Origin of the sequence: Paraburkholderia caballeronis (assembly GCF_900104845.1) — a bacterium.
Taxonomy (GTDB): domain Bacteria; phylum Pseudomonadota; class Gammaproteobacteria; order Burkholderiales; family Burkholderiaceae; genus Paraburkholderia; species Paraburkholderia caballeronis.
Genome location: NZ_FNSR01000002.1, coordinates 70680 through 82941, shown reverse-complemented (window position 1 = coordinate 82941; position 12262 = coordinate 70680). Strand labels below are relative to the sequence as shown.

At 68.2% G+C, this 12262-nt stretch carries 10 protein-coding genes; 5 read left to right on the top strand and 5 right to left on the bottom strand.

All coding sequences use genetic code 11. From position 1 onward, the window contains the following. Window positions 1-9 precede the first annotated feature (9 nt). Window positions 10-1326: an Nramp family divalent metal transporter gene (locus tag BLV92_RS16915; protein WP_090547261.1), complete on the bottom strand. Its 1317-nt coding sequence runs from the start codon at window positions 1324-1326 to the stop codon at window positions 10-12. Between the two features lie 224 nt (window positions 1327-1550). Here BLV92_RS16915 and BLV92_RS16910 point away from each other — a divergent pair, with 224 nt between their 5' ends. The 3 genes from BLV92_RS16910 (at window position 1551) to BLV92_RS16900 (ending at window position 4902) form a co-directional block, all read left to right on the top strand. After that, window positions 1551-2564: a YncE family protein gene (locus tag BLV92_RS16910; RefSeq protein ID WP_090547260.1), complete on the top strand. Its 1014-nt coding sequence runs from the start codon at window positions 1551-1553 to the stop codon at window positions 2562-2564. Window positions 2565-2622: 58 nt separating this feature from the next. Then, entirely contained in the window at window positions 2623-3636 is a 1014-nt protein-coding gene (locus tag BLV92_RS16905; RefSeq protein ID WP_090547258.1) for a sterol desaturase family protein, read from the top strand. A 147-nt stretch (window positions 3637-3783) separates the two neighbouring features. Further along, window positions 3784-4902, top strand: coding sequence for a 3-deoxy-7-phosphoheptulonate synthase (locus BLV92_RS16900; protein WP_090547257.1), 1119 nt, complete (start codon window positions 3784-3786; stop codon window positions 4900-4902). Window positions 4903-5022: 120 nt separating this feature from the next. On the opposite strand, the gene BLV92_RS16895 is transcribed toward BLV92_RS16900, so the two are convergent. The 4 genes from BLV92_RS16895 to BLV92_RS16880 all read right to left on the bottom strand — a co-directional run bounded on the left by BLV92_RS16895 (window position 5023) and on the right by BLV92_RS16880 (window position 10188). Continuing rightward, entirely contained in the window at window positions 5023-5835 is an 813-nt protein-coding gene (locus tag BLV92_RS16895; protein WP_090547255.1) for a siderophore-interacting protein, read from the bottom strand. A gap of 34 nt (window positions 5836-5869) precedes the next feature. Then, on the bottom strand, window positions 5870-6553 hold the full coding sequence (locus BLV92_RS16890) for a PadR family transcriptional regulator (protein ID WP_243842541.1): 684 nt from the start codon (window positions 6551-6553) through the stop codon (window positions 5870-5872). A gap of 209 nt (window positions 6554-6762) precedes the next feature. Continuing rightward, window positions 6763-8817 (bottom strand): hypothetical protein, encoded by a 2055-nt coding sequence (locus BLV92_RS16885; RefSeq protein ID WP_090547252.1) that lies wholly within the window; start codon window positions 8815-8817, stop codon window positions 6763-6765. A 357-nt stretch (window positions 8818-9174) separates the two neighbouring features. Continuing rightward, complete coding sequence (locus BLV92_RS16880) at window positions 9175-10188, bottom strand: helix-turn-helix transcriptional regulator (RefSeq protein WP_090547251.1); 1014 nt, start codon at window positions 10186-10188, stop codon at window positions 9175-9177. A gap of 576 nt (window positions 10189-10764) precedes the next feature. On the opposite strand from BLV92_RS16880, the gene BLV92_RS16875 reads away from it, so the two are divergent. Together BLV92_RS16875 and BLV92_RS16870 are read left to right on the top strand one after the other, a co-directional pair. Continuing rightward, the gene (locus BLV92_RS16875) at window positions 10765-11172 is read left to right on the top strand and encodes a DUF4279 domain-containing protein (RefSeq protein ID WP_090547249.1); all 408 of its coding nucleotides are present in this window, start codon (window positions 10765-10767) and stop codon (window positions 11170-11172) included. 494 nt (window positions 11173-11666) lie between these two features. Continuing rightward, window positions 11667-12260, top strand: coding sequence for a cytochrome b/b6 domain-containing protein (locus tag BLV92_RS16870; RefSeq protein WP_243842540.1), 594 nt, complete (start codon window positions 11667-11669; stop codon window positions 12258-12260). Window positions 12261-12262: the final 2 nt, after the last annotated feature.

Here is a 12262-nt window from a genome sequence, read left to right as displayed (position 1 = left end):
GGCTCGCGCTCATGCGCCACCCGGCATCGCCACGCCGGCCGCCTGCATCACGAGCACCACGTTCAGCGAGAACACGACGACCGCGCCGGCCAGCGCGAGCAGCGCGGTCAGCGGCCGGTTCCGGTGCGCGCCCATCACGTCGCGGCGGCTCGTGAACCAGACGAGCGCGGCCATCGGGAACGGCAGCGCGAGGCTCAGCACGACCTGGCTCAGCACCAGCGCGTCGGTCGTGTTCGCGCCGAGGCCGACCACGACGAAAGCCGGCGCCATCGTGATCGCGCGGCGCAGCCACAGCGGAATCCGGAAGCCGACGAAACCCTGCATGATCATCTGGCCGGCCAGCGTGCCGACCACCGAACTCGACAGCCCGGACGCGATCAGCGACAGGAGGAAGATGCCGGCCGCCGCCGCGCCGAGCAGCGGCACGAGCGTGCGGTACGCGGTGCCGATTTCCGCGACGTCCGGGTTGCCGTGGTGGAACGCGGCCGCCGCCATGATGACCATCGCCATGTTGATGAGCCCGGCGATCGTCAGCGCGATCACGACTTCGACGTTCGAGAAGCGCAGCAGCTTCGCGCGCTCCGCGTCGCTGCGCACCGCCGCGCGCGCCTGCATGAGCCCGGAATGCAGGAAAAGCGCGTGCGGCATCACCGTCGCGCCGATGATGCCGACCGCGATCGTCACCGCCCGCGCGTCCGGCAGCGCGGGCGTCACGACGTGGCGGAACACCTCGGGCCAGCGGATCGGCGCGATGAACATCTCGACGAGATAACACAGCCCGATCACGCCGACGAGCGCGCCGATCGCGAGTTCGAGCGGCCGGAAGCCGGCGCGCTCGAACAGCAGCAGCCCATACGTGACGATTGCCGTGATCGCCATGCCGGCGAGGAGCGGCAGGCCGAACAGCAGCGACAGCCCGATCGCGCCGCCGAGGAATTCCGCGAGGTCGGTCGCCATTGCCGCGATTTCGCTGACCGCCCACATCGCCCAGACGAGCGACTTCGGCAGCCGGTCGCGGCACACCTCGGCGAGATTGCGCCCGGTGACGATGCCGAGTTTCGCGGACAGGCTCTGGAACAGCATCGCGACGAGGTTCGCGAGCAGCACGACCCACAGCAGCGCGTAACCGTAGCGCGCCCCGGCCTGGATGTTGGTCGCGAAGTTGCCGGGGTCCATGTACGCGACCGACACGACGACCGCCGGCCCGGCGAACGGCAGCAGCAGCGCGATGCCGCGCCGGCGGCCTTCCAGTCCTTCACGGATCGCCGTGCTCGTGCGGCCGGTGAGACCGGCGTCGGCGGGTTCGTCGCGGGGGCGAGGGTCCATGCGGGCCTCATCGGGGACAGGGACGGAACCCGCGCCGCAACTCGCGCGCCACGGGTTCGCGCCGGCCTCGCCGAACAGGCGGAATGCGCGGAATCTGCGCCGCGCGTCATCGGAAATCCGCACTCACGCGTTAAGCCGGGCATACCCCACGCGGCAGGCCAGCCTTTCGCCATCACAGCACAAACCGGGTTGCCGCGTCTCACCGCCTGTTCTTCGCTTACGAAATGCCTTCTTTCCCGTTGATTCGCTTTACCAGAACCCGTTTCGCCGCCGCCGCGCTGGCCGGCGGACTCGCGTGCAGCGCGCTCGCGCACGCCGACGACAAGGTGATCGTGCTCGACTCCGGCGAGGCGCAGCTGTCGCTCGTCGACGAGGCGAGCCGCCAGGTCGTCGCGACCGAGCCGACCGGCAAGGAGCCGCATCACCTGATGATCACGCCGGACGGGCAGTCGCTGATCGTCGCCGATTCGGTGTCGAACGACCTGCTGTTCCTCGATCCGCATACCGGCAAGGTGCAGCGCCGCGTCGAGGGGATCGAGGACCCGTACCAGCTCGGCTTCTCGCCGGATCACAAGTGGTTCGTGACCGCCGGCCTGCGGCTCGACCGGGTGGACGTGTACCGCTACGACGGCACGAACGTGACGCTCGCGAAGCGCATTCCGCTCGCGAAGACGCCGAGCCACATCACGTTCGCGTCGGACAACCGCACCGCGTTCGTCACGCTGCAGGACACCGGCGAGGTCGCCGCGATCGACCTGCCGACGCAGACCGTGCTGTGGAAGCTGCCGGTCGGCAGCACGCCGGCGGGTCTGTGGATGACGCCCGGCGACAAGTATCTGCTGGTCGGCATGACCGGCGAGGACGACGTCGCGGTGGTGGACTGGCACACCCGGCAACTCGTGAAGAAAATCCAGACCGGGCGCGGCGCGCACAACTTCCGCAATCTCGACGACGGCAAGCACGTGGCCGTGAGCAACCGCGTCGAGAGCACGATCAGCATCATCGACTACACGACGCTGACGAAGACCGCCGACATCACCGGCCTGCGCCCCGGCCCGGACGACATGGAACTGTCGGCGGACAAGCGTTATCTGTGGGTCACGTTCCGCTTCGCGCGGCACATCGGGATCATCGACCTCACGACGCGCAAGCTGATCGACACGATTCCGGTCGGCCGCTCGCCGCACGGCATCTACTTTGCCAACAGCGCGCCGGTGTACGCGCCCAACCCGGATTGACGGCCGTGCGCATCCGCTCACGTACCTCAAACTTCGCCCGCACTCAGGTAACCGAATGATGATCGATACGCTGCTCTCCCAACTCGACAATGGCGTGTCCGTGTTGCAGACGCTGCTTTACGTCGATGTGGTTCAGCCGCTGTTCTACCGCTTCGGGTTGATGGGCTACGACGAGGACACCTACGACGCGCTGTACTGGGTGATCGTCGGCCTGTTGCAGATCGTTGCGATGTACGCGCTGCTGCGGCCGCTGGAGGCGCTGCGCCCGGCCGAGCCGTGGCGCGACCGCCGCGCGCTGCGCGCGGACGTCGTTTATACGTGGATCTCGAAGCTCGGCATCCTGAACATCGGCTTCTTCTTCGTGCTGCAACCGGTGTTCAACCACTGGCAGAGCCTGATGGCGATTCACAACATCCCGTCGATCGAGGTGGACGGCATGTGGCCCGGCGTCACCGACCGGCCGGTCGTGTCGTTTCTGATCTACCTCGTCGCGCTCGATTTCGCCGGCTACTGGTATCACCGCTGGCAGCATCGCTTCGGCGTGTGGTGGGAACTGCACGCGGTCCATCACAGCCAGCAGCAGATGTCGCTGTGGTGCGACGACCGCAACCATTTCATCGACGACGTCATCCAGGCCGCGTTTTTCGCGGGGATTTCGCTCGTCATCGGCGTGCCGCCCGCGCAGTTCGTCGTGCTCGTCGCGCTGGGCAACTTCATGCAGAGCGTGCAGCACGTGAACGCGCGGCTGCCGTTCGGGCCGGTGCTGGAGCGGATCGTCGTGAGCCCGACGTTCCATCGGCGACACCACGCAATCGGCTACGGCCACGAAGGCACGCGTTACGGCTGCAACTTCGGCGTGCTGTTCCCGTGGTGGGACGTGATGTTCCGCACCGCGTCGTGGAACCGCGCGCCGGAGCCGACCGGCATTCGCGACCAGTTGCCCGCGCCGCACGGCCGCGGGCTCGACTACGGCGACGGCGTGATCGCGCAGCAGTGGCTCGCGCTCGTGCGGATCGCGCAGCGGCTGCGCGGCACGCGGCCGGTCGTGCCGGCGGGGGACGCGGCGGGTTGAACCGCGGAAGCCGGAAAACCTCGCGGCTTTCCCCACGCGCCGCTTGCGGCCGATCAGCGCCACACCCGAGCCGCCGCCCAGGCGGCGGTTTGCGCCGGATGCGATAATTGCCCGTTTATCGCACCGCGCGCGCAGCAGGAGAACCCCTTGAGCCGTATCGACAACCCCCAGCACGACCAGGAAGTCGGCAGCGCCGACGCCACCCAGGACACCACCCGCATCGACGACGTGCGCATCGGCGCGGTCCGCCCGTTGATCTCGCCGGCGCTGCTGCTCGACGAACTGCCGGTGCCGCCCGCGACCCAGGCGCTGGTCGAAACGAGCCGCGCGCAGATCGCCGACGTGCTGAAGGGCCGCGACGACCGCCTCGTCGCCGTGGTCGGCCCGTGCTCGATCCACGACCACGACCAGGCGCTCGAATACGCGCGCCATCTGAAGCGCGTCGCCGACGAACTGAAGGACGACCTGCTGATCGTGATGCGCGTGTACTTCGAGAAGCCGCGCACGACGGTCGGCTGGAAGGGCTACATCAACGATCCGCGGCTCGACGGCAGCTTCCGGATCAACGAGGGGCTGCGCGCCGCGCGGCAACTGCTGCTCGACATCAACGGGCTCGGCCTGCCGACCGGCACCGAATTCCTCGACCTGCTAAGCCCGCAGTACATCGCGGATCTCGTCGCGTGGGGCGCGATCGGCGCGCGCACGACGGAGAGCCAGAGCCACCGGCAACTGGCGTCGGGCCTTTCCTGCCCGATCGGCTTCAAGAACGGCACCGACGGCGGCGTGCAGGTCGCGGCGGACGCGATCGTCGCCGCGCGCGCGAGCCACGCGTTCATGGGCATGACGAAGATGGGGCTGGCCGCGATCTTCGAGACGCGCGGCAACGACGACGCGCACGTGATCCTGCGCGGCGGCAAGCAGGGGCCGAACTACGACCGCGCGTCGGTGGACGCGTGCTGCGCCGCGCTCGCGAAGGCGGAACTGCCGCAGCAGGTGATGATCGACTGCTCGCACGCGAACTCGAACAAGCAGCACCAGCGGCAGATCGACGTCGCGCACGACATCGCGTCGCAACTCGCGGGCGGCGACCGCCGGATCATCGGCGTGATGATCGAGAGCCACCTGGAAGAAGGGCGCCAGGACCTGACGCCGGGCGTGCCGCTGAAGCGCGGCGTGTCGATCACCGACGCATGCCTCGGCTGGACGCAGACCGAGCCGGTGCTCGACGAACTCGCGGCGGCGGTGCGCGCGCGGCGGATGGGCTGACAACGCCGGCCGGGCGGCCGCTCGCGGCCGTCTGCCCTCCGCCATCGCGAAGCGGCCCGTGCGGGCCGCTTTTTCTTTATCCGCGCGAGGTTCACGCGGAAGACCCCTGACCCAGGCGCGTCAGTCGTCGATCGACTCGTGCGTCGCCTGCGCGCCGCGCCGCCAGTATGCGGACGCGCGAATCCGCTTCCGGTCGACGCCGCGCCGATCCACCAGCAGCGTGCGCACCGCGCGGATCGACGACGCCTCGCCGGCCGCCCACACGAAACCCTCGCCGGGCGGCAGCCACACGTCCGCGACCGCGTCGAGCAGCGGCGCTTCGGCGTCCGCGTCGTCGCGGTAGCACCAGACCGCATACAGGTCGGCGTCGGTCGGCAGTTCGATCCGCGCGTCGCGGTTCGCGACTTCGACCACGACCGCGACGCGCGTGCCGTCCGGCAGTTCTTCGAGACGGCGCGCGATGGCCGGCAGCGCGGTTTCGTCGCCGATCAGCAGGTGCCAGTCGAAGCCGTCCGGAATCACCATCGACCCGCGCGGCCCGCCGACGCCGAGATACTGCCCCGGCTGCGCCTGCGCGGCCCACGCGGTCGCCGGACCCGCGTCGTGCAGCACGAACTCCAGGTCCAGTTCGCCGGCTGCGCGGTCGAAGCGGCGCGGCGTGTAATCGCGCGCCGCCGGCCGCGCCACGCCTTCCGGAAACACGATGCCGTCCGGGCCGGCGCTCGGCAGGACCGGCTTGTCTTCGCCGGGCGGCGGGAAAAACACCTTCACGTGGTCGTCGAACGACGCCGACTCGAAATCCCGCAGGTCGTCTCCGGTCAGCGTGACGCGCACCAGCGCCGGCGCGAGTGTCTGCACGCGCGCGACGTGCAGCAGGCGGAATTTCAGCGGATGACGGACGCGGACGATTTCGAGGTCTGACGGATTCTGCATCGATGGCTCCTGTGGCGGGCGGACGGACACGGCTTCAGACCGTGCCATCGTTCTGTTCGATTTCGGCGGTCGCGCGCGCGAGGATCGCCGCGATCCGCCGCTGCTCGTCCGGGCTCGCGTCGGTCCGGCGCACCAGCGCGTGCTTCAGCGCGCGGCGCGCGTCGATCAGCTCGGGCACCCAGCCGCCCTCGGCCGGGTCCGGAGCGTCCTCGCCGGCGAACGCGCGGCGCATCAGGTCCATCTTGCGGGCGACGTGTGTCAGCTTCGCGAGCATCAGGTCGGCCCGCTCGCGGTTCGCGTCCAGATGCGCGCGCCCTTCGGCGGACAACTCGTAACGCTTGCGGTTGCCCTCGACCTGCACGCTGACGTAGCCGAGTTCTTCGAGGTACGTGAGCGCCGGGTAGACCATGCCGGGGCTCGGGCTGTAGAAGCCGTTCGAGCGCGAGTCGAGCGCCTTGATGAGTTCGTAGCCGTGGCTCGGGCGCTCGGCGAGCAGCGCGAGCAGCATCAGTTGCAGGTCGTCGGACGAAAACTTGCGGCCGCGGCCGAAATCGTCGCGGTCGCCGCCGAAGCCGAATCCGCCGGGGCCGTCGCCCCAGCCGGGACCGCCGCGATGGCGTCCGCCGTGGCGACCGGCCGCGTGCCACCACGCATGCAGCGTCGAGATGCGGCCGGCGAAGTCGCGGCCATGATGATCGGAAAAGAAGGGGTGACGCATGGGAGCAATCTCCAGAGTGTCGTAAAACATATCTTAAGATATATATCGTAAGAGTGTTTGTCAAAGGAGATTTTTGGGGGCGGGATGGGGTGAGCAGAAAAACGGCCGGCTCCGCAGCGCGGAGCGGCCGAATGGGGAGGAACACAGGGGATGGCTCGAACGGGGCCGCCGGCCCGCCCGGCTCGCGCACGCAGAGCGGCGGCTCGGCGTCAGGCCGCGTCGGGCGCCTGCGCGCTGTTCCGGTACGTCGCGTTCCAGTAGAACAGCACGCCGTGCGCGTTCTTGCTGCGCAACTGCACGATGCGGTAGGTCGGCGGCGAGTTCGCGCCGATCGCGAGGAAGCTTTGGCCGCTCGCGGCCGTCACCGTGACCGACGTCGTGTCACGGTCCGGCACCGTGGCGGTTTTTTCATAGCCGGTGCCGCCCGAGCCGCCATGGCCTTTCTGTTCGGACTGCACCTGCACGCCGGTCAGCGTCAGCGGGTCGAGGTTGTCCGGCTGCGTCGGCGGCTGCGTGAAATCGACCGTCACCGACGTCTGCGCGGCCGCGAGCGAGCCGGTCGGCGCGAGGAAGTTGGTCGCGACGTCGCTGCCGAGCCCCGGCCACGCGCCTTGCGGCATCGCGGTCGAATTCCCCTGCGTGTACGCGCTGACGCCGAGCGACGCGTCGGCGGGCGGATTCGGGTTCGTGACCGACAACTGCGCGAGCGGGTTGCCGCTGCCGTCGTACAGCGTGAACTGGTAGACGCCGTACATCGGCAGCGCCGTCACGTCGATCGGCGTCGGTCTCCAGAAACCCTTGGTCGGCGGCGTGAACGGCTGGCCGTTCGGCGGCGTCGCGTACGACCACCGGTATTCGTTGGTGTTGCTGCCGCCGCTGTTCGCGCCCGCCGACGGCGGGCCGGACTGCTGCGTCGTCTCGATCGCGAGCGAGCCGTCGCCGGTCACCGTCGAGATCGCGAGCCACAGCCCCGCGTCCGGCAGCCCCGGCCCGGTCACGTGCGCGGAGTTGATGTTGCCGCCGTTCGGCCCGTTCAGGTTCACGTTCAGCGACAGCCCCGCATCGACGAAATCCGCGTCCGCGTTGCCGGTCGAGTTTGTGAACGCGTCCAGGAAATGCCGATAGGTCGTGCGCGTCGATACGGACACGTCGTAGTCGAGCTGGTTGCCGACGATCGCCCACGTGCCGCCCGCCGTCTGCTGGACGGTCGTGTAGACGGTGTAGTCGCCGAGATTGCCCGCCGCGGTCGTCAGCGCGTACGGAATCCCGATCAGCGCGCCGGTGCCGCTGGCGTTCAGCGCGACGATCGACGGCGAGCCAAGGCTCAGGTCCGACGACGCGAGGTCCGGCTCGTACTGCGTGAGGTTCGTGTAGCCGTTGTCCTTGTAGCTCGCGTCGATCACGCCGCCGCACGCGGAGCCGGCGCCGCCGGCCGCGACGCACGGCTTCAGCAGGCCGGGCAGCGTGCCGAGATAACCGGACAGCGACGACGCGTTTGCGAGCGTCGTCGCGCTGACCGCCGGCGTCGCCGGGACGTTCGCGGAGCCGACCGTCGCCGAGTTCAGTTGCAGGTACGCGGCGTCCTGCGTGGCCGACGTTGGCGGCAGCGAGTAGGCGAGATAGGTGGCTGCGCCCTCCGGCACGATGCTGACGAGGTCGAGCAGCGCATCCGCGCCGGTGTGGTTCGCGGTGAACGCGGTGCCGATCGGGTCGAACGTCGCCGGCAGCGCGGCGGCCGTCAGCAGGTTCGCGAGGTATTGATCGAGCGTCGCGGTCGCCGCCTGCACCTTCGCGGGCGTCACGTCGCTCAGGCTCGTCGCCGCGCCCGGCGTCACGAAGTCGAGCGGATTGCTGTCCGGCGTCAGCAGCGCGGCGAGCGCGGTGGTCAGCGTGGTCACGTTGACCGTCGCGTTGCTGCCGCTCGCCGGCAGGCTCGCGAGGATCGACACCATCGGCGTCGCGCGGCCGGACGGATCGGTCGCGACCAGCACGATCGGCGCGGCGAGGCCGGTGGTCGGCAGCGTGTAGCTGCCGTTGGCGTCCGCTGTCGCGGCGGCGGTCTTGCCGTTCGCATCGGTCGCGGTGACCGACGCCGACGCGACCGGATAACCGCTCGCGACGGTGCCCGTCATCCGCGACGCCGACACCGAGCCGCTGCCGTTCGATCCGCTGTCTCCGCCGCCGCCGCACGCGGCGAGCAGCAGCGCCGCGCAGGACGCGAGCGCGGTTTTCCGATGCCGGAAGGTATTGTCCCGTTGGTTCATTGGGTGGTCTCCCCAGACGCTTCGTGTGGTTCGCTGCCCGGTGCGCCGGTCGAGGCGGCGCGTTTGCTGTCGTCGATCGCCTTGCCCCGGGCGATTCGTTGCGCATTCAGTTAAGTCGACCGGGGCGGTTGGCGGCAAGGATGCAAATGCACTATTGCTGGCGATACGGAACGGTGCTCTTCGCGATCGGCTGTGAGCGACGGGCATCGATGTGCATACGCACGTCGCCGTGTTCGTCGTTCGTTGGAGGGATGAAAGGAGAGGGCGCGGCGAAAAACTGAAACCGGCGTCGTTACAGAAGCCGGATCGCGTGTGCGGCGCCGCAACGAATGAAGCGTTCGAAAGCCCGAACGCGGATCACCGTCGGCGCGCCGCGGCTTCGACGCCGGCCGCCGTCCAGTTCGCGTGCGACGTCATGATCTGCGCGATCAGTTCCGCGTTGTTGCGCACGTTCAGCCGCTCGTGGATCGACTGGATCTGGTTGCGGACCGTCGCCGGCGACAGCGCGAGTTCCTTCGCGATTTCCTTGTATGTGAGGCCGCGTGCGATGCGCGACGCGACGCTCTGCTCGCGCTTCGTCAGGTTGTCGATCGGCGTGCGCGCGCGGATCTTCAGGAACAGCAGGCGGCCGGTCGGCACCGGTGCGATCACGATGCGCGCGCCGTTGATGCGCGTGGTCGCGCCGCACGCGGCGAGCGCCGCGATCGCGGCGTCCGGCAGCCGGTACGCGGACATGCCGGGCCATTCGTCGTTCAGCAGCGCGAGCGCAGCCGGCTCGACGAAGTGCAGGAAGCCGGACGGGTCCGTGACCGCGACCGTGCACGAGCGCGCGCCGTCCGCGTTGCGCAGCTTTTCCGCGTGCAGCGCCTGGTTGATTGACCACGCTTCCATCAGATGCGGAAACAGCGTTTCGATCGCGGCGCGTTCGTGCTCCGCGAACGGCCGCGCGGGCATCGCGCCGTACAGCGAGATCGTGCGGCCGACGCCCGTGGGCCGGTCGATGTCCGCGGTGATGAGTGCATGCTCGTGGCGGAACCGGGTCGCGTAAGCGCGGATGCCGGCCTGGTCGGGACGGTCGTACCACGTGCGCGCGCAGAAGTTGCCGGTGTGCAGCCGATGGGTGCTGCACCAGAGCGCGCCGGTGTCCTGATTGCGGATCGCGTCGTAGTGCGCGGCGATGCCGGGGTCGTCGCGATACAGGTGATTGACCGGGAACACGAAGCCGTCCGGCTGCCGGATGCCGATGCCCCAGCGGCCCATGTCGAACGGCACGATCGTGCGCAGCAGATCGAGCGCCCAGTCGATGAACAGGTCCGCGGGCACCTCGCGGGCGCCGCGATAGAGCGGCAGCAGCAGTTCGTGGGCTTGCATGGCGGGTGTCCTTCTCGGGGACGGTGGCGCGGCGTCGGGAGCGACGGCCCAGGCTTTTTTTCATCGCTGATGATAGCGCCGCGATTCCGGATGCATAAGGGGGAGTGTGCGATGGCGGATTACGCGCAGCACACGTACTTTCGGTTCGCTGACGCGGTAATAAAAACGTGGGGTTTCGTGTTGCGCGCCGCGCGGGACCGACTCGATGACGCTCGCCCGGCAATACCTGCAATGGACGAACCGCAAACGACCCTCGACCCGATCGTTCACGCTTCGGTGACGATGCCGCCCGTGTGCAGGCGGCTTGCGTCAGTCGTTGCCGCGTCGGCATCAGTTCGCTCGGGTCCGGGCGGCGCGTGTAGTCGGGGTTGACTTGCGCATACGCGATGACGCCGTCCCGCGAGATCACGTAGCGGGAGGACGTCGAGTTTCACGAAGGCGGGGCGCGAGTTGGGAGTGAGCCGAAAGATGAAAACGACCTGAGAGGGGACGACAACGTTATCTGGCACGACAACGGCGATGTCTATTTCAACGGGCTGAAAATCGACAACATGCACAACTGCTAAGACAGATCATATGGAATCGCACGAACGCGCCTACGCGTCATTCACGGTCTCGGGCGATCAGGTGTCGCCGGAGTTCTGGACTGGGTATTTCGGCGTCGTCCCCGATATCGCACACACCAAAGGCGATCCCGTCGTCGATCGCAACGGCCAGCCGCGAAATATCGAGCGACGAACCGGCGTGTGGGGCGTCCGTAGCCAATCCTCCGTTCGGAGCGACCACCTGACGCCCCATTTGCAGTACCTCGTTTACCTGCCACGCGCCGACCTTCCTGACCTGCTCAACAAGCAGGCCGCACGAATGCGTTTCTTCCGCTACTGGGACAACGAGACCGGCGATCGCGTGCCTGACGTGCCTGCCGATATCCGCGCGATGATGGACTCTCTCGGCGGCACAGTCGAGATCGACGAATATCGGTAGCGATATGCGCTCCAGCCTCATATCGCTACTCCTCGGAGCACGGCCGACGTACTGAAACGGCTGCGCATTGCCGCGCGGCCCTGATGCACAGCCTTGCGCGTTCAGCATATCGGTTCGGGAGCTATCAGCCTTCGCGCCTTCGGTTCCGGCGGCCTCTGCCGCAACGGCGGTGGCCCGGGCGCTGGCTCGCGCCGCGCTGGGCGCAGCTTTTCTGGCGTTCAGCCGCGCGACCCTCTTGCCATGCCGTTCGATTTAAGCCGCAATTTCCAGTTCGCATAAGCCGATGCGTTATTCCCGTCGACACGCCGCGTTCATCGAGACCGTCGGCGGTATGTAAGCAAATTTTTTCTTCAGACGATGGAATAGCCGTGCCTCAGCGATGTTTATCCGACATGGCGAACGCATGTGGCGGCCTGTTGCGACAGACATCATCGCGCTCCATGCATTCGCGCCAGGCTCCATGTAATCCGAATCGCGAACCCACCCGAGGCCCCGTGAACCGACCTACGATCCAACCCGCGTGGATCCGCATCACCCACTGGATCAACGCGCTCGCCGTCGTGCTGATGGTGATGAGCGGCTGGCAGATCTACGATGCGTCGCCGATCTTCCCCGCGTTGCAGTTCCCCGCGTCGATCACGCTCGGCGGCTGGCTCGGCGGCGCGCTGCAATGGCACTTCGCGATCATGTGGATGCTGGTCGCGAACTTTCTCGTGTACGTCGGGCTGAACCTCGCGTCCGGACGCTTCCGCCGCAAACTGCTGCCGCTCACGCCGAAATCGCTCGCGGCCGACCTCGTCGCCGCGCTGCGCGGCAAGCTCGGCCACGACGATCTCGCGCGCTACAACGCGGTCCAGAAGTTCGCGTATCTGGCCGTCATCGTCGACCTCGCATTGGTGATCCTGTCCGGGCTCGCGGTCTGGAAGTCGGTGCAGTTCCCGCTGCTGCGCACGCTGATGGGCGGCTACGACAACGCGCGCGTCGTGCATTTCTTCGCGATGAGCGTGCTGGTCGCGTTTTTCGTCGTGCACGTCGCGATGGTCGCGCTGGTGCCGCGCTCGCTGCTGCTGATGATCCGGGGACGTTGACG

Coding starts and splice junctions, on each gene's coding strand:
- BLV92_RS16915 (WP_090547261.1), bottom strand. CDS start 1,326: ATGGACCCTCGCCCCCGCGACGAACCCGCCGACGCCGGTCTCACCGGC.
- BLV92_RS16910 (WP_090547260.1), top strand. CDS start 1,551: ATGCCTTCTTTCCCGTTGATTCGCTTTACCAGAACCCGTTTCGCCGCC.
- BLV92_RS16905 (WP_090547258.1), top strand. CDS start 2,623: ATGATCGATACGCTGCTCTCCCAACTCGACAATGGCGTGTCCGTGTTG.
- BLV92_RS16895 (WP_090547255.1), bottom strand. CDS start 5,835: ATGCAGAATCCGTCAGACCTCGAAATCGTCCGCGTCCGTCATCCGCTG.
- BLV92_RS16890 (WP_243842541.1), bottom strand. CDS start 6,553: ATGCGTCACCCCTTCTTTTCCGATCATCATGGCCGCGACTTCGCCGGC.
- BLV92_RS16885 (WP_090547252.1), bottom strand. CDS start 8,817: ATGAACCAACGGGACAATACCTTCCGGCATCGGAAAACCGCGCTCGCG.
- BLV92_RS16880 (WP_090547251.1), bottom strand. CDS start 10,188: ATGCAAGCCCACGAACTGCTGCTGCCGCTCTATCGCGGCGCCCGCGAG.
- BLV92_RS16875 (WP_090547249.1), top strand. CDS start 10,765: ATGGAATCGCACGAACGCGCCTACGCGTCATTCACGGTCTCGGGCGAT.